Below are 20,993 nucleotides of genomic sequence, written 5' to 3' on the forward strand. Positions count from 1 at the left end.
TATTCTCCCTCATTTCTTATGACGTAAATTTCCTAACCATGATAACAGCGCCACCATCTTGTAAGGATCCAACCCCAAACTTATCTAAGGATGAATAAAACAGCCAAGATACTAGCTTTTTTTCGGGTCTTTTATTACTTTCATACAAAACCCAATATTTTAAAATTTAAGACCCAAGATATCATAAGGCATATACGGATGTTCATATCACCAACCAGAACTCTTCTCGGCTTAGCAATAGTGTCAGTCCTTGCGACAGGCTGTGCGACCTCCACCCTGATCAAAAAAGATAACCGTTCCTACACCCGTACCGCCAAAGTCACCCTGATTGAAGACAATGTGGTTGCTTTTGGCCGTCCGGCTCAAGCAGCAGCAAATTTACCGAAAGACAGTATTGTGATTGCTGGGCAAAAGAACAGTTATATCCTGACCCAAGGTGGCGCTCAGTTCGTGACGTTAATTGGCAAACTGGATCCGAAAAATATTCAGATCACCCGTGACCTCAATTTCTATTCAGAAAAGAATGACGGGCATTTTTCTGGCACCTTGCCACTTTCCTATGTGAAGCTGAAAGAAGATTTAAGCAAGAAAGACCTGGAGTTTTTCATTGAAAATGGTGCTAAAGAATGCTCTTCTTCAAGTGATGAACGCATGCAGGCACAACGCTTCTGCTTTGATATTAAACTGGCGGGTGTGGTCTATCCTGCGGCCAATAATCTCAGCACATTAAAAGCGCTGAGCAAAGCTTATCAAGTCACCATTTATACCCAGAAAGAAGAAAGCTATAAATCTAAATCAGGGTTAAATCCGCTAGAAAAACTGGTGCTGCTACCGTTTGCTGTGGCAATTGATGTGGTAAGCCTCCCATTCCAAGCTGCGGACAAGATTTTTGATTAATCCTGAGCTAAAATCCTTTCAAATCGCATGATGAAGAGCTGCTAACTATGGGTTTCCTCTTCATCATCACCTTCAAAGGTCTTGGAAATTTTTTCGATATTTAAGCTCTTCGCCATCGCATCAAAAATATTTTTATACACCCCTTGCTGCTGATAAAGCTGATGATGCTCACCATGTTCCACAATCCTGCCATCTTGCATCACATAGGTATAATCCGCATCAATAATCTGTGACAGGCTATGTGAGATGATGATCACGGTACGCCCCTGTTTGATCTCATCCAAACTATGTTTGATCTGTTCGGTTGCAATCGCATCCAGACTTGCTGTTGGTTCATCCAGAAAAATAATCGGTGGATTTTTCAAGAACATCCGAGCAATCGCAATACGCTGTTGCTGTCCACCTGACAGTAAGAGTGCATCGGATTGATAGGCCAACGGCAATTTGAGAATCTGCTCATGAATCGAGGCTTTCTTTGCCGCAAGGGTGATTTCAGCCTGCGTCGCATCCATCTTACCGTAGCGGATATTCTCCTCAATTGTGCCCTGAAAAATATGATTCTTTTGCAGGACTAAGCCTATATGATCACGTAGATATTGGGTATCTATTTCGGTCAATGCGCTTCCATTCAGTAAAATTTCACCTGTCTGTGGTAAATAGAATTTATCTAATAGACTGATCAAAGTCGATTTCCCCGCACCAGACAAGCCTACTAAAGCCGTGATCTTATTGGGTTGTATGGTGAGGTTGATATCTTTCAGTGCATGAAAACCATTGGGATAAAAAAAGTTCACCTGCTTGAGTTCAAACTTACCCGTCAATGGTTGTGGTTTCAGTTCTCCAGAGGTTTCTATTTCATCATCGGCTTCTAAGATTTTGAAAAAGCTTTCTGCATAGATCATCGCATCATTCACTTCATCGTAAATTCGATGTAGGGAACGAATTGGGGCAGAGACATTATTGAATAACAGAATATGAAACATGATCATGCCGATGCTCATATCACCGACCAAAACAAAATAGGCCGTTAAAATGATAATAAAGACCACGCCAATCTGTTCAATAAAGGTTTTTAAGCCATCAAATAGAAAACTGAGTTGGCGGGTTCTCATCTGATCATCAGTCAGTTGTTTTTGTAAGGTCAGCTGTTTTTCCGCCTCAATTTGCTCACGATTAAATGACTTAATCACCGTGATCGACTGAATGATGCTTAAAGTCCCCTGACTTTTACGCTCGCGACCATCACGTAAATTACGTCGTGTGCCACTGAGTTTCTGCGCCTGCTTAAAGGTAATCCAGAAATAAATTGGCACAATGCTCAACGCCACCAAGCCAATCCAGAAGTTGGCATAGAACATCAGACACAGGGCAATGATGGCACTGCTAAATAACGGAAAAATATCAATAAAGAAGATTTGCACCAGTCGGGTAATCGAACCAATCCCCCGATCAATCCGAGTCTGTAATTTTCCTGCTTGGTTATCATCTTGGGTAAAGAAGGCCAGACGATATTGTAGAAATTTCACGATGATCGACTGTGCTACATCTTGTGAAATCAAAATCCGTAATTTCTCGCCAAAAAACTTTTGTCCAAACTGAAGAAAAATATTCAGCACTTCTTTGCTCAATAAAATCACACTGATGGTGAGCAGAATATGCCAACCTGCATTTAAGCCCTGCCCTGACTCAACCACCGCATTGATCTGATCAACTGCATATTGCAAAGTCAGCGCATTCACCTGTGCGGTTAAGGCACCAATCAAGGTCAGCACCAAAGTCACTGCAACCAGCCACTTATAGGGGAGCACAAATGGTTTTACTTTATGAAATAGCTGCCATAAATTCATAGTGTTGAGCTCTACCTCTTCGATGCCTACACTGACAGTGACCTGATCGATCTTGATTACAGTTCGTCTTCTAAAACCTCAGCATTATTCTGTTTAATCTTCTCCATCTTGGCGTTCAGCTTTAACACATCTTGATAGAGTGTGTTGAATTTTTTCACTTGAGCGGTCTCGCGGAACAAGATCATTTTGTCTTTTCTTTGCCACTGATATTGCTTCAGCATATCGAACATGGCTTGTGCCTTTTCGATGATTTGCTGCTCGATTGGGAAAATATCATGCGCTTTATCTGCTTTCAGATTATTCTCCAATTTGGCCTGGAGCGAACTTCGCATTTCATTCTGAATCGCCAAACTTTTTGCCTGCTGCATAGCACTAGCCTGAATTTGTTGCCGTGTCAGCTCATATTCAGTGGATGCCTTACGCACCTGCACAAACATCTGCTCAGTGTCCTTATAGTTCTGCTTGCGGTCCTGATCCAGACGCTCAACATCTAAAAAAGTATCCCAATTGGCGGCTTTGAGTTCACGTAAATAACGATTACGTGCTTCTACATTTTGCATCCAATAGTTCAATAAGAATTCGGACATCAACTTATAATCACCCGCCAAACGATCATCATGGATATCCAGTTGTACTGGGGTAGACCAGTCTTGCGCTTGATCATAGAGTTCGCGCATTTTTTCAGACATGACCACCTCAAACATCTGCTGATTATCGATGGCACGTTGTTTCAGCGTATGCTGATAAAAGAAAAAAGAACCAATACAAAGCACCACAACTATCACAAAGATTAAAAAACGGCGCATACAGCCTCCAAATTTCATTATATTTTTTATGTTCTGAATTCAGTTTAATCGATAAAACACATGCAGTTATAGCCCTTTTTATTTCACTTCTCGTAACGGAGCATTACATTTTCATCGCTTTAAATTGATCGTGTTCGCCCCTATTATCTGTTTAACAAGAATTGTAGAGATCCTCCATGCGTGTAGATATTTGGTCAGATGTGGTCTGTCCGTTTTGTTATATCGGTAAAAAACGTCTTGAACATGTTGCTGAAGAAGCAGGCATTGAACTAGAAATTCACTGGCATAGTTTCGAATTGGACCCGGATGCGCCAGCCAAACATGAGACGTCGAACACCGAACGACTCGCAAAGAAATATGGTCGTAGCTATGCCGAGATGGAAGATATGGAGCGTAATGTTGCAGCCATGGCCGCGACAGAAGGCATCGATTTCCAATGGCAAAAAGCCAACTCAGGCAATAGTTTTAATGCACATCGTATTATTCACCTTGCCCAAAGCAAAGGTTTGGGCAATGAAGCAGAAGAAGCATTCTTCCATGCTTATATGACCGAAGGTCTTGCGATTGGCGAGCGTGAAGTGGTTGAAGAAATTGCTTCTCGGATTGGCTTAGACAATGCCGAAGTTGAATATGTACTGGACTCGGACGAATTAGCCGATTTTGTGCGCCATGATGAGCAAATCGCACATGAACAGCTCAAAGTAACGGGCGTTCCATTTTTTGTCTTTGAGCAAAAGCTGGCACTTTCAGGTGCACAACCGCGTGAAGTTTTCTTGCAAGCCTTACAGCAAGCGCAAAGCTCATCGAATGCCGAAATTGAGCAAACCGATGCCGCTCAATGTCATGATGATCAATGCGAAATTAAGCATTAAACCTGATCTAGGCTAAAACCGCATTCATCGCTTTATGGCTGCGGTTTTTTTAATCTTTCAGTTTTTAGAATCCCCTTTTGTTTCAGTCTTTTATCTTTGGAAAAATACCGTTTATCGATGTTGATGATAATTTCAATGCTGCTGGATTTTTATTTGCTGAGCTTTTCACCAGCAGATATGTGAAAGTGATCACAATTCATTCAAAGATTTATAGATGATCTTTTACCTTCTGATCTATTAATCCGATTCATTCTTTTAAAATGTTTTTATTTTCAAAGACAAACCATGATGCATATCTCGATTTAGAATACTCAAATGAGATTTTTTACTAACTCGACCACTATAGATTTTGCCTCCTTTTCTTCTATAATCGTCATAAAGTGACAATCTTTTGTGATCAAAATACCCTGCTAAACGCAGCGCAAAACAGCAACAGTCACATGGATAAAACAGCATACTTTATCGACTATAACTGATTACAACTTGTTAGCACTGCTGCCACTTTTTCGGATTCATGATTTAAAACAGGCTCAAGCCTATCTCTAAGGAAACAATCGATGGACGTATTAGAGAAAGCACTCTTGGTTGATGAGCTTAAAACGCTTGTTAACGGGCTGAATGATGATAAAACATCACTTTTTGAAATTGCCAAATCAAAACAACGGATTAAAGACATTTGCGCATCTTGCGACGATCCAGCCTTTCAGGATCAGTTGACGCCATTCAAAGAATTTATTCTAAATGAAGAGTTTTCTGCAGCAGACTTAGCCGATTATGGTTATGCCATGACCTACCGCGGTACCTATAATTTTATGGGTCGTGTTGAAAATGCCTTGTTTGCTTCTGCCGATATGGGTTGGGCCGCATTACGTCAGGGTCAGCATTGGCAAGTCTGGGTGATTCGTCCCGCTCTCTCTTTCCTGAAAAGTCCATGGCTCAGTTCATCACAAGATGCTTTGCGCTGGCTACAACAGCATGCCCGTGACTATGTTAAGAATGACCATGAACTTCAAAATTTGATTCCTGTACTAGAACCGGTTCCAGTCGAAGATCATCAACATACTGACCGTAAAGATAGTTTATCGATCATTAAGCAACAGAGTGCCAGCTTTCAATCACAGCTTGAAGCCATTATTCAAGAAAAAATCCAACCCGCAGCGGTAACAGCCACCTCTCAAGTCACTCCCCGTGTAAAACCTGGCTTTAGACAAAATCTTAGCCCTTCTTCAAATCTCAACAAGGCCAAACCCTTGGCTTTGAATGATTTTAGTTTAGATGGCCTGCTCTGTCGTTTGGAACGGGTCGATGCACGTACCTTTCCATCCCTGTATCGAGTCGATCTGCATAACGAGATTGATCAAAATATTAAAATTGATTGGCTCTATCTCAAAGCCGAGAATGAAGCACAACCACTGTGGGGATCGGCACAAATTTTTATTGCTGAGCAACTCTATGCCCAAGGCCAATTTTCACATTATGTAGTTTTGGTTGGTACCCATAGCGTTGAATATGCAACCACCATTTTACAAGCCTATACCGATCAACGTCATACCCGAACCAGTTCCATTCATCAAACCAGCTGGAATAACTTTAAACAACACTATCATCAACATGAAAGCTTGTTTAATGAATGTATTATGAATGGCACTTTGGTCTGGCAACGAGATCAACGCGTCTATCCCTATATTCCTGCGTCATTTATCAATACCCAGAAATTTATTCCCTTTGATGAAACCTCTGCGACCTTTTTTACACCTGTGATTTTGCTTAGAGAACGTCAAAAAATCCGTATCATCCATGGTCTAGAACGCGTCAAACTGTCCAATGAAGATCAGGCTTATCCATACTTATTACTTGACCGTGCTGATGGGTATACTTGGCAACTGATTCGTCAGGTGATTAGCCGTTTACCGCAACCTATTTCAGTGCATGACCTGTATCAGGCTTTAGAAAACAGCGCTGCGTCTGAATCCATATAAAAATCAGAAAAAGTAAATTTTCACCATACATTAACTCAAGGATGAGTTACTTACGCCCAATTAATCGGCTTCCGAACAGATGAAGCTAAGCCCTTATGATCACTCTATTTTTTTACGCAGTTAAATTGCTGCTTTTTGTTTCTGGTGCTTGATTTTATTGCACTAATCATCAAAAGTTAACACAAGAACAATATATAAGTCTTTATTATGAATAATTTACAGCAAATGGTGCCATCGCGTATCTTTTTTGCTTTGCTCACACTGTCAATTGGCTCTTTAAGTGTTGCAAATGCAGAAACCCATGCTCAAAATCAGCAGCCCCAAGCTGCAGCAAACTCAACGGCAACAGATAATGCTGAAAATGCCTTAGACTATATTCCACGTTGGGTCGATGCGGCACCCACGATATTTCCAGGGCAATCTGATCAATCGACTGTGCCACCTACCACCGAAACCGAAGACAGAACCTGGGCTGATAAAAAACAGCGCAGTATTCGGGAATGGGCTGACCGCACTTCGGTCAAAATTGACGATTGGTTTGGTGATGTTGATCCTGAGAATCCAGCTTCAGCCACTATTCGGGTCATGCTGGATAACTACTGGAATGAGCATGACGGTTATGAAGTTAAGCCACGTATTCGCGGTAAAATTAAACTACCAACCTTAGAGAAAAAAGTCAGCGTAGTCTTTGGTGATGACTCGCTTGATGATGAGTTTAAGAATAATGTTGCCAATACCAATAACCAGCCTAATTCAGATCCTGATAAAAAATTTGACTCCAAACAAACCCGAGATAGTAATGGCTCATTGGCCTTACGTTGGTCAAATTTCTCCAAGAAACTTCCCTTTGAAACTGATGCCGACTTAGGTATTCGTTCAGGCAGCGATATTTATGCGCGCTTAAGAGCAGAAAAGCATTGGGATCTACGCAATGATTTCCGCTTTAACGCCGAACAGATTTATCGTTATGGCAGCAAAAGTGAAAATTACTTAAGAACCAATTTAGAATTGATTCATGCGCGTCCTAATCAACCTTTTTTATCGAACCAATTCAGCCTGACCTATGCCGATAAGCAGGATGATGATCTATGGTGGGATAACCGTCTTTTCCGCCAACATCAGTTCTTTGCGCATAACAACTTTAATTATGGCATTTATACAGGTGGCTACTACAACAAAAATGAACTCCGTTTAAATAGTTGGGGACCTTTCGTGTCTTGGCGTCAACCCCTATGGCGTGAATGGTTCTATGTACAAGGCGATCTGAATTATTTTAATGATCATCGCGAAGACCGCGATCATTATGTCAGTACCTTTGTCCGACTCGAAACGTTATTCTAGCCCTAAACGGATACACGGCATGCCCAATCAAAATCTCGATTGGGCATTTTAATTTAAAAAATGAAGTCCAATAAATAAATGCTTAAGCTAAAACTGTTAAACTAATTTTCTTTTATTTTTCTTCGCTTTAACATGGATCAGCGATACGCTTTGGCTGTGTATTTATTGATTGTAGGCAATCTTTGCCTCGGTGAGCTACTTACACCCTTCTTTCCGATGTTCTTACCGCTCAGCAGGCATTTCACCCGCGCATCACATGTATTTTTAGATCAAAAGACTAGGCATCCTCTCACTCAAAAACAAGCCACAAAAACGCTTGCTTGCGATATTGCAACAGAAAGACCTGAAAATCAGCTCAGTGATGCGCAACTAAGCCAAGAATTGATGGCCGTTTTTGGTAATGACTCTTTATGGCAACGTGCACAACAACCTCCTCCCCTAAAAAAGCTCGGTAAAACCAGCAAACTCCCATCGTATAAAAACATCAGTACACCCAATCCAGTCAGTGCCAGTTGGAGTACCATCTCAAGTTGGTTGCCTTTTAACAATGATCTGGATCTAGGTGCTAACTCCAATACGGACATCTATGTACAATTTCTTGCCAAGAAGCAATGGAACTTACATTCAGGACTGAATCTGGATACGGCGCAAATTTTTCGTTATGGCTCAAGCAGTAAAAACTATGCTGAAACCAATTTAAATTTAACCCAGAGGTTTCAGCAACAAGCACTATTGTCGACACAATTCAATCTGTCTAAGACTCAAGACCAAGACTACATTTGGCGTAATCGGACTTTCCAGAAACTACATTTATTGTCCAAGGACAACCTGAGCTATGGCATTGTCAGTGAGGGCGATTATGAGAATAAAGAACTTCGGATCAATCAATGGGGACCCTATTTTTCATGGAAAAGGCCTATTTGGCGTAACTGGTTATATATGCAAAATGATCTAAATTATTTAAATGTGCCTGCGGATAAGCAGGATAACCATTTCAGTTATCAAATGAGCTTTGAAGCTCACTTCTGATGAAAATAACAACACAACTGTGGATAACTTGAAACTTATCCATAAAAAAACCTCTGCCAAAGCAGAGGTTTTTTTTGATCAACTCACTTATTTTAACAACAAGCTATTAATCCGTTTAACATAGGCTGCTGGATCTTCTGGTAAGCCACCTTCTGCAATCACAGCCTGATCAAAGATTACATTGGCCAAATCATCGAACTGCGCCGAGTTCTCTAATTTTTTCACCAAAGGATGCTCAGGATTGATTTCCAAGGTTGGTTTAATTTCAGGAACTGCCTGACCTGCCTGCTTCAACATCCGAATCAGCTGTGGTGAAAGCTCCCCTTCACTGGTGACTAAACATGCAGGAGAATCCACTAAGCGCGTGGTCACGCGAACTTCTTTGGTTTTATCTTTTAACGATGTACTTAAACGATCAACCACAGGTTTAAACTGCTCTGCGGCCTGCTCCAATGCTTTCTTCTCTTCCGCATCTTGCAGGTCGCCCAAGTCAACTGCACCCTTCGATACGTTTTGTAATGGCGTACCATCAAACTCAAATACAAAGTTCATCGCCCACTCATCAACACGATCCGCCATGAGCAACACTTCAATGCCTTTTTTCTTGAATACTTCAAGTTGCGGCGAGTTTTTCGCTGCTGTTAAGTTATCAGCCGTCACATAATAAATCGCTTTCTGTCCCTCTTTCATACGTACTTTATAGTCCGCAAAAGAAGTGCTGATCTCATCATGATTTGAAGTTGCATAACGCAATAATTTCAAGATGCGTTCACGATTACCCGTGTCTTCACCCAAACCTTCTTTCAAGACTGAACCGAATTCAGTATAGAAAGTCTTGAATTTTTCTTGGTCTTTCTCATCTTCCGATTTGGCTAAACCATCTAGTAGCGTCAATACACGACGTGCATTGCCTTCACGAATGGTTTTTACATCACGACTTTCTTGAAGTAATTCACGGCTCACATTCAACGGTAAATCGGCACTATCCACCACGCCTTGAACAAAACGTAAATAGTTTGGAATTAGGTTATCTGCTTCATCCAAGATAAATACACGTTTTACATACAGCTTAATGCCCGCCTTCGCTTCACGGGTAAACAGATCCTGTTTGGCCTGACTTGGGATATACAATAATTGCGTATATTCAGTGCTACCCTCAACACGGTTATGGGCCCATGCCAAAGGTTCAGCAAAGTCATGACTCAGGTTTTTATAGAACTCGATGTATTGTTCATCGGTGATTTCGCTCTTGTTACGTGTCCATAATGCACTCGCAGAGTTAATCGCTTCCCATTCATCGGTCTTGACCATTTGACCGCCTTTAGGCTCTTCACCTTCAGCGACCTCTTCCTCTTGCCAGATTTCTTTTTGCATTTCGATTGGCAAGCTGATGTGGTCAGAATACTTATTGATGATTTGCTTAACTTTCCACGACTCTAAATAATCTAGTGCATCATCGCGTAAATGCAAAATGATATCGGTACCACGTGTAGCTTTATCAATGCTTTGAACTTCAAACTCGCCTGTTCCAGCACTAATCCAACGTACGCCTTCTGCTGTGTCCAAACCTGCACGACGTGATTCCACCGTAATTTTGTCAGCAACAATAAAACCTGAATAGAAACCCACACCAAACTGACCAATTAACTGAGCATCTGATTTTTGGTCGCCTGTCAGCTTAGACATAAAGTCCTTAGTACCAGACTTGGCAATGGTACCCAAGTTATCAATCGCTTCTTGTTGGCTTAGACCAATCCCGTTATCAGAAATAGTTAAGGTTTTATGATCTTTATCTAAAGTGACGCGAACACGTAAATCTGGATCATTTTCATAATATTCAGGGTGATTAATCCCTTCAAAACGTAGCTTGTCGCAGGCATCCGAAGCATTGGAAATCAATTCACGTAAGAAAATTTCAGGATTTGAATATAGCGAGTGCGTCACTAAATGTAATAACTGAGCAACTTCAGCTTGGAAACTATAATTTTGGGTCACTTGTTCACTCATAAATCACTCCTTATCTGTGCTTATCTCTTTGGAATGATTTATGAATGGTGTATATCTTAATTTTTTCAATCCTTGAACTGTATTTTTCAGGCAAAAAATACACAAAATAGCCATTAGAATGGGCCACGACTCAATACACGCTCCTGTAACAGCTGATCAAGCTGCTGTTGTCGTTGCGCATAAGCACGTTTGATACATGGCGTATTGGCACCACAAGAATTACGTTGTTTTAACCATTTAAATTGTTGATCTTTCTCCGCATCACGTCCACCCATGGGTAAAGCATGCAAGATGATTTGATAGGTCGTTGCCAGTTTGACATCAGCATCATTTAAAACGAGGTCATTGCAAATCTGTTGCTCTGCCTTTAATTTTGCCGCCTTACAGGAATAGCTAGCGGCATGGGCTTGTGACCAAAACAATAAGGGGATGAAGAGGAATATAGAGGTGATTAATTTTTTCATTATCAATGGCTCACTCTGATTTGTGATGATGTCTCAGCATACAAAACTCTCTGTGTAGGCCCTGTATCTGTTTTATATCGGAATTGCAAAAATAAAAAAGCCTCACAATGTGAGGCTTTTTTATCGAACTACGGCTTAGAACTTGTAGCTATAACCTAAGGTGTATACCACTGGATTGAGGTCTAAGTCGAATTTAGTCCCATCCACCAATGTCACTTCTGGACTAATGTCTGCATAACGAACATCAACATACACCCCCCAGTTTTTAGCATCAGCAGGCTGGAAGTTAAAACCTAGCTGACCAGCAAAACCATATGCCTCTTTCACATCTTTCGCCACACCCTTTTCATGCCATGGAATAAAAGCTGTACCACCAACACCAATATAAGGAGTAAAACGTGTTGAATTTTTAAAGTTATATTTTGCGGTAATTGTTGGTGGCAAATGACGGACACTCGCGACTGATTCGCCATTTAATAACACATCATGCTTCACAGGTGTCGCCAATAAAATTTCAGCTGAGAATGGTGTTTCACCAAAGAAATATTCAACTGATGGCGTAAATGCAAACTCGTAGTCCCCTTTTACAGTTGCACCTGGTGCTAAAGTTACATCCGCAGTTGGGTCAATTAAACTCGCACCCACTTTAACTTGAAAGCCCCCTGCAAATGCAGTTGAAGACAACCCCAATAATGCTACAACCAATGCTTTCTTTAACATTAAAACAACCTCTTTAACAATTTATGTTCTTGTTCAACATAATAAACACGGGTTTTTACATTATGCAATACTTATTAATTCCGACCATTTAAATCCATTTTGTAATATATTGAATATTAATAAAATATAATTGTTAAAATATGTAATATTTATTAATCCAGACCATTTTAGTCCACTTAAATCACTATAAAACCTAGTATTTTAATCAGAATACATCAATTTAAAATATTAGATAAAGTTTTTAGAAAAATTCAATTTAGATGAATTTAAAAATATAGTCACATAAAACTTAATATTAAAATCACATTATAAAATAAGATTAAAAAAGAGACAAAAAATGTCAAATATTGATTATTTTTATATTTTAATTCCAGAAATTATACAAGCAAAAAAAATGGCTCTTAATGAGCCATTTTTATTATAAAACCATCGCTGCAATCCAGCCAAAAATAAGTAGTGGGATATTAAAGTGTATAAAAGTCGGCACAACGGTATCCCAAATGTGATCATGTTGACCATCCACTCCTAAACCAGCTGTAGGCCCCAAAGTCGAATCAGATGCAGGTGAACCTGCATCTCCTAGCGCAGCCGCCGTTCCGATGAGTGCAATCGTAGCCAACGGTGAGAAACCAAACTGCACGCATAAAGGTACGTAAATCACCGCCAGTACAGGCACACTTGAGAAAGATGAACCAATCCCAATTGTGACAAACAGGCCGATAAATAGCATCAAGAATGCCGCAAGCGCATGATTATCACCAATAATATGCACTACACCATTGACCAGATGAGTAATGTCACCTGTATGTGTCATCACTGAAGCGAAACCTGCCGCAGAGATCATGATAAAGCCCACTAAGGCCATCATGCGCATGCCTTGCACAAATACGTCATCTGCATCTTGCCATTTAAAGATCCCCGATGCTGACAACACCGCAAAACCGACTAAACCACCGAGAATCATGGAACCTGAGTACAACTGAGCTACCAAAGTTAAACCAATCGCAAGCAGCGCCATAAACATAGTTTTCTTGGATATATAAGGCACGTTTTCTGCTTCATGTTTCAGCTCTTCAGCATCAGCTTTCAAGTCATAATCTGCTTGTGAAGTGACTTTCAGTGGCTTGTCCAAATCAATGGTTTTGACTGGCGTAATCGAACGATCCACATAGATACGTGGCTTACGATAGCTGATAAATACCGCAACTAAAGTACCGATCACCATACCCAAGACAGGAATCGCCATGCCCAATGGCATCATGCCGCGTTCCACATGCAAACCATAGGCTGCACCAATCTTGTTGATATTGCCCATCAAGATCTGTTCAAGGAAGATCGCACCAAAGCCAACCGGCAGGAAAATATAGGTTCCCACCAAGCCCAGTGTCATGACACAGGCTGCCGCACGTCGATCCAGCTTTAAATGATTCATGACTTTCAATAAAGGTGGGACCAAGACTGGAATAAAGGCGATATGGACTGGAATGAGGTTTTGAGAGAAAATCGCAGCAATCAACAAAATGGTTAATAACAGATATTTCACCTTTTTTTGCTGATTTTTACCCGCTTCCATCCCCAATAAACCAATCAGTTTATGCGCAAGTAAATCAGGTAAACCAGACTTGGACAATGCCAATGCAAAAGCACCTAATACCGCATAGGCCAGTGCAACTTCAGCACCATCCCCCAAGCCAGCATTAAATGCCTCTACCGTTTGAGAAAGACTTAGACCAGCGACCAAGCCCCCAATAATGGCTGAAATCACCAAAGTAAGAACAACAGAAACGCGTGCCAGTGACAGGATAAACATCACGGCAATCGCAATTACGACAGCATTCATGAATAAATTCAGGAGCAATAAAAAGGCGACATTCTAGCAGATTCATTAAAACCTAGCTGAAAATATCGCCGAATTGTAGCGCAACTTAAGTGATTTTTAGCTTAATAAATCCACTAAAGCCTTAAGCAGCCTGACGTTGCACGAACTGACGGATCAGTTCAGCAATTTTTTCTGGCTGACTTAGTACCGCCCAGTGATTGGCATCCAGCTCAGTATATTCAAAGTTTTCCACCCATTTTGGCATCGATTCAGTAATGTACTCGGGGCTGACAAACGCATCGCGCTTTAACACAATGGCCTGCACTGGACACTGTGCATAACGTTGACGTGGTTGAGTCAATGATGGAATAAAATTGGCACGATACAGGTTAATACCATATTTACCATCAGCAACAATATTGGCATTCAATGGTAGATCTTTCTTCTTTTCTAAACCACTTAAAATCTTGCCCCATTTTTCAGGACTAAAGAAAGTCCATACCGTTGGCGCAACTAAAGGTAAATGGAATGCACCGATATACCAAGATTTGGTCAGTATTTTCAATACATTGCTTGGTGCTGATTTGAATTTTTCACGTAGATACAAAGAAGCATGATCTAAACAAGGCCCTGAAATGGTGGTATAAGACAATAAACGGCCTTTTAGCTTAGGCTCAGTTGCAGATTCCCACGACTGCAAAGACCCCCAATCATGGGCTGCCATATGAAAATTACGATTAGGTAGAACTTGATCCACCACCTCTTGCAAATCCAAAGACAAACGAGGCAAACGGTAATCCTTAATACGCTTAGGAATCGAAGAAAGTCCAGCTCCACGCACGTCATAAGTCACCACGTAATAATCATTGACCAATTTCTCAATGATCGGTTCCCAAACTTCCTGATTATCAGGATAGCCATGCACTAAAACCAAAGGTGTTTTTTTCTCATCCCCCCATGTTTTGACACACAATGTTTGCTGATCAGATGTTGTGACTGTTTTGACTTGTGCTTGCATAATTTTTCCCATTTTGTTTTCTATCGACTGCTCATAAAACAGCCATTGCCAGCGATGCAATAAAAATGATACTTATGGAGTATGAATAGAGTTGCAAGAAAAAAAATTGACCATGAAAGACTTTTTCAAAAAAATTCGCACCATTCCTGCGATATCCAAATTTATGCTGAATCATTACTCCCCTTATCGTGGAGCAGGAATCGCAATTGAAACCATTGATCTGGATGATTATTACATTCGCGTTAAAATGCCACTGACCCGACGAAATCGTAATCTGGTGGGAACGCATTTTGGCGGCAGTCTATATTCGATGGTTGATCCCTTTTATATGCTGATCTTAATCCATCATCTAGGACATAAATATATTGTCTGGGATAAAAGTGCTACGATTAACTTTCTTTCCCCTGGCCGTAACACGGTCTATGCCGAGATCAGGCTGAATGCCGATGAAATCACTGAAATCAAAAAACTGGCAGAAAATCATGAACCTGTTTTAAGGCATTACAGCTTGAATATTGTAGATGATGCAGGAACGCGCATCGCAGAAGTTGAAAAAGTGCTCTATATCCGCCGTAAAAAACCCAAAGCCAGTGCTTAAATCATCCATGCCAATAAAAATGCCCGCAATGAATTGCAGGCATTTTTTATTCAACTTTAAGAAATTATCTTTTCTTCTCTTGAATGGCCGCACCTGCGCCGCCACCGATTGCACCACCAATTGCAGCACCTGAGTCACCACCGAAGATGGCTTTACCAACAACCGAGCCAATACCAGCACCCACCGCACTACTCGTAGTTGAACTACTATTCGCACCTTTGGCATTGGCACCCACACCTGCACCCGCAGCAGCACCAATACCTGCACCTAGTCCACCACCCACATGGTTACCTAGTCCGCCGCCCACAGCCCCGCCAAGCGCTGCGGTACCAATACGTTGGTCAGAGGCACTCATATTTTGACAGCCCGTAAACATCACCGCCGATAACAGCAAAGTAGAAACTAAACCGATTGTTTTTTTCATGACTATACTCACTTCTATAGGTTCTATTGAAAAGCATAATCTTCTTTTATGGGGAATTTGATCACATTGTGTTATCACTGTGTCCCAATCGATTGATATTTTGTAAAGGCAGATTTTGGTAGGTTCAAGCTAGCTTGTACGGCTTAAGGTTCGGGAAAGCAAAATAAAGACAGAAATGATCGGTATACACCGAATTAAAAATTTAGTGTTTGTTCGAAGAATCAAATAAATACAAAAAACAGAATTGATAAATTATAGGTAGTTTTATTAAAGCGTTCTCAGCAATGTTCTTTATCCGTGATGAAGAACATTTGCATGCTAATAACTAAAGTGATGATCTGATTTAAATCTTCAGATCATCACGATTGTTATCTGCAAGTTTAAACTAGGGCTTAGTACTTGCCTTTTTTCTCGCCATAAGCAGAGCCAGCACTACCACCTAATGCACCACCGACTGCAGCACCTGAGTCGCCACCCAATACTGCGCCACCAATTACCGCACCTAAACCAGCGCCGATCGCACTGTTTCGAGTATTTTTACTGTTCGAGCCTTTAGCATTCGCAGCAACACCCGCGCCAAGAGCTGCACCAAGACCCGCACCCAGATTACCGCCAACATGCTTACCTACAGCACCACCCGCGCCACCACCAATCGCAGCAGCACCAATACGCTTACTTTCTGGGCTCGCATTTTGACAACCCACAAAAAGTGTAGTTGACATTAAAGCAACACCCGCAACCATCATCATTTTTTTCATTAGAACTATTCCTCTCCTCAGATGTGCATAGAATAATATTGTTTAATGGACTGTTTACTTTGATTAAGTAATCAAATACTGATGCTCTAAGGTGTTTTTGTAACAACTGCTTCATTTTTCCACAAAAAAGGCACCCGAAGGTGCCTTTTTCAATTCACTAGAACTTAGAACTGGTCCGAGTTCAACGCTTGACTAAATGCTTGGTCAACTTCACTGAAATCGTTATGAAGTTCAAATTCAGCAGCTTCCGCTTCTTGACGACGACGCTCTAAATGATACGCAAGACCTGTACCTGCCGGGATCAAACGACCCACAACAACGTTTTCTTTCAAGCCACGTAAATCATCTTCTTTACCTGTTACAGCCGCTTCAGTTAACACACGTGTGGTTTCCTGGAACGATGCAGCAGAGATAAACGAGTCAGTAGAAAGCGACGCTTTGGTAATACCCATCAATTGACGTTCAAACTTCGCAGGGAACTTGTTCTGAGCCAAGACCGCTTGGTTCTCTTGAACAACGCGGATGTAATCCACTTGCTCGCCTTTGATGAAGCTAGTGTCACCACCATCAGTGATATCAACTTTACGCAACATTTGACGTACAACAACTTCAATGTGCTTATCATTGATTTTTACACCTTGGAGACGGTAAACGTCTTGAACTTCGTTCACGATGTAGTTGGTCAATGCCACTTCGCCTTTCAAGCGTAAGATGTCATGTGGGTTTTGTGGACCATCAGAAATGGTCTCACCACGGTTGACATGCTCACCTTCAAACACGTTGATTTGACGCCATTTTGGAATCAACTCTTCGTAGATCTCTGAACCGTCATCTGGAGTGATCACTAAACGGTTCTTACCTTTAGTCTCTTTACCGAAGCTGACAACACCTGATACTTCTGCAAGGATTGCATGTTCTTTCGGTTTACGTGCTTCGAACAAGTCAGCTACACGCGGAAGACCACCGGTAATATCACGAGTACGTGAAGTTTCTTGTGGTACACGACCAATAACGTCACCCACACCAATCGTTTCGCCATCACGAACCGTCACGATTGTGTTTTGTGGCAAGAAGTAGAACTGTTCGCCGCCATCGGTTGTATCCAACACGATTGCAGGACGTAAATCTTTACCAGAAGCAGGACGAGCTGTTACAGGCAAGATTTCAACAGTGGTCATACCTGTTGCATCATCAGTTTTCGATGTTGCAGTTACGCCATCAGCGATCTGGCTGAAACGCGCTTTACCCGCAACTTCTGTTACCAATGGATGTGTATGCGGATCCCAAGTCGCTACGATACCGCCCGCTTCTACAGCTTCACCATCTTTCAACAAGATGCTTGCACCGTAAGGAAGTTTATAACGCTCGCGCTCACGACCTAAGTCATCGGCAATACCAATTTCACCTGAACGTGAAACAGAGACCAAGTGACCTTTGGCATGTTGTACAGTTTTCACGTTGTGGAAACGTACAGTACCTTTGTTACGTACTTGAACACTGTTTGCAGCAGAAGTTCGGCTCGCAGCACCACCCACGTGGAAGGTACGCATCGTTAACTGTGTACCTGGCTCACCAATTGATTGTGCAGCCATTACACCCACTGATTCACCTGGGTTCACCAAGTGACCACGTGCAAGGTCACGACCATAACAACGCGCACATACACCGAATGTTGATTCACAAGCGATAACTGAACGTACTTTAACTTCATCGACACCCGCTTCTTCAAGCTGAGCAGCAATTTTCTCGTCAATCAAAGTACCACGTGGAAGAACCACTTCATCATCAGATGCACGACGTACGTCTTCAGCAGTTACACGACCCAATACGCGATCACGTAATGGTTCAATAACGTCACCACCTTGAATGAATGGAGTCATCACCAAGCCACCGGCTGTACCACAGTCAGATTCAGTAATCACTAAATCTTGTGCTACGTCTACAAGACGACGTGTCAAGTAACCAGAGTTCGCAGTTTTCAATGCGGTATCGGCCAAACCTTTACGCGCACCGTGTGTCGAGATGAAGTACTGAAGTACCGTCAAACCTTCACGGAAGTTTGCTTTAATCGGGGTCTCAATGATCGAGCCATCCGGCTTCGCCATCAAACCACGCATACCAGCAAGCTGACGGATCTGCGCCGCACTACCACGGGCACCCGAGTCAGACATCATATAAATCGAGTTGAATGATTTCTGTTTCTCGTCTTCACCTTGTTTGTTTTTCACAAGGGTATAAGACAAGTTATCCATCATCGCTTTCGCAACTTGGTCGTTAGTACGCGCCCAAATATCGACAACTTTGTTATAACGCTCACCTGCAGTTACGAAACCTTGCTCAAACTGTTGTTCGATTTCACGAACTTCGGTTTCAGCTTTATCGATAATCGTATGCTTGGTTGGTGGAATCAACATGTCTTCCATACCAACAGATACACCTGAACGCGTCGCTTGACGGAAGCCCAAATACATCAATTGGTCAGCGAAGATAACCGTATCTTTCAAACCAAGTTTACGGTAGCAAGAGTTGATTAACTTCGAGATGTTTTTCTTGGTCATCTCAAGGTTGATCGATTCGAAGCTTAAACCTTGTGGAACAACTTCCCATAACAAGCAACGACCAGGTGTCGTATCAACAATGATGGTTTGCTTTTCACGGTTACCGTTTTCATCAATCACAGTTTGGTGTACACGTACTTTTACGCGCGCATGGATTGCAACTTTACCCGTCGCTAACGCACGGTTAACTTCGTGCGTATCCGCAAACACCATGCCTTCACCTTTGGCATTTACCGCATCACGTGTGATGTAGTAAAGACCCAAGACAACGTCCTGAGAAGGAACGATGATCGGCTCACCGTTTGCAGGTGACAAGATGTTGTTGGTCGACATCATCAACGCACGTGCTTCAAGCTGTGCTTCCAATGTCAATGGAACGTGTACCGCCATTTGGTCACCATCGAAGTCGGCGTTAAACGCAGCACAAACGAGTGGGTGAAGACGGATTGCCTTACCTTCGATCAGAATAGGTTCAAATGCTTGAAGACCTAGACGGTGAAGTGTTGGCGCACGGTTCAACATGACTGGATGTTGACGAATCACAGAAGCAAGAACGTCCCAAACTTCCGGTGTCTCGCGCTCAACCATTTTCTTCGCAGCTTTAATGGTTGTTGCTTGGCCAGAGGCTTGTAGTTTTGCGAAAATGAATGGCTTGAACAATTCAAGTGCCATTTTCTTCGGAAGACCACATTGGTGAAGACGTAAAGTAGGACCTACTGTAATCACCGAACGACCAGAATAGTCAACACGCTTACCGAGCAAGTTCTGACGGAAACGACCTTGTTTACCTTTGATCATGTCTGCCAAAGATTTCAATGGACGTTTGTTCGAACCTGTAATCGCACGACCACGACGACCGTTATCAAGCAACGCATCAACAGACTCTTGTAACATACGTTTTTCGTTACGTACGATGATGTCTGGCGCAGCAAGGTCAAGAAGACGCTTCAAACGGTTGTTACGGTTGATCACACGACGATATAAATCGTTCAAGTCTGAAGTCGCGAAACGACCACCTTCAAGTGGTACAAGCGGACGTAAGTCTGGTGGAAGTACTGGAAGTACATTCATCACCATCCATTCAGGCTTGTTGTTTGAATCTTTGAAAGCTTCCATCAATTTCAAACGCTTAGACGCTTTTTTAAGTTTCGTCTCAGAGGTTGTTTGTGGAATTTCTTCACGTAAACGTGCAATCTCGGCTTCAAGATCGATATCTTTTAATAAGTCCTGAACTGCTTCTGCACCCATTTTCGCAGTGAATTCATCACCGTGTTCTTCAAGTGCATTGTAGTATTCTTCGTCTGTTAAAAGTTGATACTTTTCAAACGGAGTCATACCAGGATCAGTAACCACATAAGATTCGAAATACAATACGCGCTCGATATCACGTAATGTCATATCAAGAAGTAAACCGATACGGCTCGGTAATGATTTCAAGAACCAGATGTGTGCAACTGGAGACGCAAGTTCGATGTGACCCATACGTTCACGACGAACTTTCGCAGTCGTTACTTCAACGCCACATTTTTCACAAATGACGCCTTTGTATTTCATACGCTTGTATTTACCACACAAGCATTCGTAATCTTTTACTGGACCAAAGATTTTGGCACAGAACAAACCGTCACGTTCAGGTTTAAAAGTACGGTAGTTAATGGTTTCAGGCTTTTTAACTTCACCGTGAGACCATGACTTAATCATCTCTGGTGACGCAAGACCAATACGGATACGGTCAAATTCAACGGGTGCATGACCTTCTGAATCCGTTTTCTTACGCATGATATCGAGCAAGTCTTTCAATTTTTTTCTCCGTGTGTCGAGGAGCTACGCTGTCCCGACTGGGTCACAAATATTGT

16 protein-coding genes are annotated in these 20,993 nt (G+C 41.9%); 6 read left to right on the forward strand and 10 right to left on the reverse strand.

All coding sequences use genetic code 11. The features are described 5' to 3' along the window. Nucleotides 1–198 precede the first annotated feature (198 nt). On the forward strand, nucleotides 199–897 hold the full coding sequence (locus F993_RS04570; RefSeq protein WP_004656258.1) for a YidX family protein: 699 nt from the start codon (nucleotides 199–201) through the stop codon (nucleotides 895–897). A gap of 41 nt (nucleotides 898–938) precedes the next feature. Here the strand turns inward: F993_RS04570 and F993_RS04565 are convergent, their stop codons facing one another. Together F993_RS04565 and F993_RS04560 are read right to left on the reverse strand one after the other, a co-directional pair. Next, nucleotides 939–2,744, reverse strand: a complete 1,806-nt coding sequence (locus tag F993_RS04565; protein ID WP_004656260.1) for an ABC transporter ATP-binding protein — start codon at nucleotides 2,742–2,744, stop codon at nucleotides 939–941. Between the two features lie 56 nt (nucleotides 2,745–2,800). Next, the gene (locus F993_RS04560; RefSeq protein ID WP_004656262.1) at nucleotides 2,801–3,550 is read right to left on the reverse strand and encodes a hypothetical protein; all 750 of its coding nucleotides are present in this window, start codon (nucleotides 3,548–3,550) and stop codon (nucleotides 2,801–2,803) included. Nucleotides 3,551–3,726: 176 nt separating this feature from the next. Between F993_RS04560 and F993_RS04555 the strand changes: the two genes are divergently transcribed. From F993_RS04555 to F993_RS04540, 4 genes are all read left to right on the forward strand, one after another. Next, nucleotides 3,727–4,422: a DsbA family oxidoreductase gene (locus F993_RS04555; RefSeq protein ID WP_004656264.1), complete on the forward strand. Its 696-nt coding sequence runs from the start codon at nucleotides 3,727–3,729 to the stop codon at nucleotides 4,420–4,422. 557 nt (nucleotides 4,423–4,979) lie between these two features. Continuing rightward, complete coding sequence (locus tag F993_RS04550; protein ID WP_004656266.1) at nucleotides 4,980–6,401, forward strand: hypothetical protein; 1,422 nt, start codon at nucleotides 4,980–4,982, stop codon at nucleotides 6,399–6,401. 207 nt (nucleotides 6,402–6,608) lie between these two features. Continuing rightward, nucleotides 6,609–7,742, forward strand: a complete 1,134-nt coding sequence (locus tag F993_RS04545; protein WP_004656267.1) for a hypothetical protein — start codon at nucleotides 6,609–6,611, stop codon at nucleotides 7,740–7,742. Nucleotides 7,743–7,874: 132 nt separating this feature from the next. Continuing rightward, on the forward strand, nucleotides 7,875–8,771 hold the full coding sequence (locus tag F993_RS04540; protein WP_004656268.1) for a hypothetical protein: 897 nt from the start codon (nucleotides 7,875–7,877) through the stop codon (nucleotides 8,769–8,771). Between the two features lie 87 nt (nucleotides 8,772–8,858). Here the strand turns inward: F993_RS04540 and htpG are convergent, their stop codons facing one another. The 5 genes from htpG to F993_RS04515 form a co-directional block, all read right to left on the reverse strand. Continuing rightward, nucleotides 8,859–10,778: a molecular chaperone HtpG gene (gene htpG, locus F993_RS04535; protein ID WP_004656270.1), complete on the reverse strand. Its 1,920-nt coding sequence runs from the start codon at nucleotides 10,776–10,778 to the stop codon at nucleotides 8,859–8,861. Nucleotides 10,779–10,891: 113 nt separating this feature from the next. Next, nucleotides 10,892–11,242 carry a lysozyme inhibitor LprI family protein gene (locus F993_RS04530; protein ID WP_004656272.1) on the reverse strand — a complete coding sequence of 117 codons (351 nt, stop codon included), beginning with the start codon at nucleotides 11,240–11,242 and terminating at the stop codon, nucleotides 10,892–10,894. 135 nt (nucleotides 11,243–11,377) lie between these two features. Then, nucleotides 11,378–11,962: an OmpW/AlkL family protein gene (locus F993_RS04525; RefSeq protein WP_004656274.1), complete on the reverse strand. Its 585-nt coding sequence runs from the start codon at nucleotides 11,960–11,962 to the stop codon at nucleotides 11,378–11,380. A 418-nt stretch (nucleotides 11,963–12,380) separates the two neighbouring features. Further along, nucleotides 12,381–13,802 carry a Na+/H+ antiporter family protein gene (locus F993_RS04520; RefSeq protein ID WP_004656275.1) on the reverse strand — a complete coding sequence of 474 codons (1,422 nt, stop codon included), beginning with the start codon at nucleotides 13,800–13,802 and terminating at the stop codon, nucleotides 12,381–12,383. A 121-nt stretch (nucleotides 13,803–13,923) separates the two neighbouring features. Continuing rightward, nucleotides 13,924–14,799, reverse strand: a complete 876-nt coding sequence (locus F993_RS04515; RefSeq protein WP_004656277.1) for an alpha/beta fold hydrolase — start codon at nucleotides 14,797–14,799, stop codon at nucleotides 13,924–13,926. Nucleotides 14,800–14,911: 112 nt separating this feature from the next. On the opposite strand from F993_RS04515, the gene F993_RS04510 reads away from it, so the two are divergent. After that, entirely contained in the window at nucleotides 14,912–15,397 is a 486-nt protein-coding gene (locus tag F993_RS04510; protein ID WP_004656278.1) for a DUF4442 domain-containing protein, read from the forward strand. Nucleotides 15,398–15,461: 64 nt separating this feature from the next. Here F993_RS04510 and F993_RS04505 read toward each other — a convergent pair whose 3' ends face one another. From F993_RS04505 to rpoC, 3 genes are all read right to left on the reverse strand, one after another. After that, a complete protein-coding gene (locus F993_RS04505) occupies nucleotides 15,462–15,821 on the reverse strand; it encodes a hypothetical protein (RefSeq protein WP_004656279.1) in 360 nt (119 codons plus the stop codon). 392 nt (nucleotides 15,822–16,213) lie between these two features. After that, the gene (locus tag F993_RS04500) at nucleotides 16,214–16,579 is read right to left on the reverse strand and encodes a hypothetical protein (RefSeq protein ID WP_004656280.1); all 366 of its coding nucleotides are present in this window, start codon (nucleotides 16,577–16,579) and stop codon (nucleotides 16,214–16,216) included. A 164-nt stretch (nucleotides 16,580–16,743) separates the two neighbouring features. After that, nucleotides 16,744–20,937, reverse strand: a complete 4,194-nt coding sequence (rpoC, locus tag F993_RS04495) for a DNA-directed RNA polymerase subunit beta' (RefSeq protein WP_004656284.1) — start codon at nucleotides 20,935–20,937, stop codon at nucleotides 16,744–16,746. Nucleotides 20,938–20,993 lie beyond the last annotated feature (56 nt).

Source organism: Acinetobacter proteolyticus, assembly GCF_000367945.1.
Lineage (GTDB): Bacteria > Pseudomonadota > Gammaproteobacteria > Pseudomonadales > Moraxellaceae > Acinetobacter > Acinetobacter proteolyticus.

What these genes read in the sequence shown, in the direction of transcription:
- htpG (WP_004656270.1), bottom strand. Translation starts at nt 10,778, where the DNA reads ATGAGTGAACAAGTGACCCAAAATTATAGTTTCCAAGCTGAAGTTGCT.
- F993_RS04505 (WP_004656279.1), bottom strand. Translation starts at nt 15,821, where the DNA reads ATGAAAAAAACAATCGGTTTAGTTTCTACTTTGCTGTTATCGGCGGTG.
- F993_RS04565 (WP_004656260.1), bottom strand. Translation starts at nt 2,744, where the DNA reads ATGAATTTATGGCAGCTATTTCATAAAGTAAAACCATTTGTGCTCCCC.
- F993_RS04510 (WP_004656278.1), top strand. Translation starts at nt 14,912, where the DNA reads ATGAAAGACTTTTTCAAAAAAATTCGCACCATTCCTGCGATATCCAAA.
- F993_RS04550 (WP_004656266.1), top strand. Translation starts at nt 4,980, where the DNA reads ATGGACGTATTAGAGAAAGCACTCTTGGTTGATGAGCTTAAAACGCTT.
- F993_RS04515 (WP_004656277.1), bottom strand. Translation starts at nt 14,799, where the DNA reads ATGCAAGCACAAGTCAAAACAGTCACAACATCTGATCAGCAAACATTG.
- F993_RS04500 (WP_004656280.1), bottom strand. Translation starts at nt 16,579, where the DNA reads ATGAAAAAAATGATGATGGTTGCGGGTGTTGCTTTAATGTCAACTACA.
- F993_RS04570 (WP_004656258.1), top strand. Translation starts at nt 199, where the DNA reads ATGTTCATATCACCAACCAGAACTCTTCTCGGCTTAGCAATAGTGTCA.
- F993_RS04560 (WP_004656262.1), bottom strand. Translation starts at nt 3,550, where the DNA reads ATGCGCCGTTTTTTAATCTTTGTGATAGTTGTGGTGCTTTGTATTGGT.
- F993_RS04540 (WP_004656268.1), top strand. Translation starts at nt 7,875, where the DNA reads ATGGATCAGCGATACGCTTTGGCTGTGTATTTATTGATTGTAGGCAAT.
- F993_RS04555 (WP_004656264.1), top strand. Translation starts at nt 3,727, where the DNA reads ATGCGTGTAGATATTTGGTCAGATGTGGTCTGTCCGTTTTGTTATATC.
- F993_RS04530 (WP_004656272.1), bottom strand. Translation starts at nt 11,242, where the DNA reads ATGAAAAAATTAATCACCTCTATATTCCTCTTCATCCCCTTATTGTTT.
- F993_RS04545 (WP_004656267.1), top strand. Translation starts at nt 6,609, where the DNA reads ATGAATAATTTACAGCAAATGGTGCCATCGCGTATCTTTTTTGCTTTG.
- F993_RS04525 (WP_004656274.1), bottom strand. Translation starts at nt 11,962, where the DNA reads ATGTTAAAGAAAGCATTGGTTGTAGCATTATTGGGGTTGTCTTCAACT.
- F993_RS04520 (WP_004656275.1), bottom strand. Translation starts at nt 13,802, where the DNA reads ATGAATGCTGTCGTAATTGCGATTGCCGTGATGTTTATCCTGTCACTG.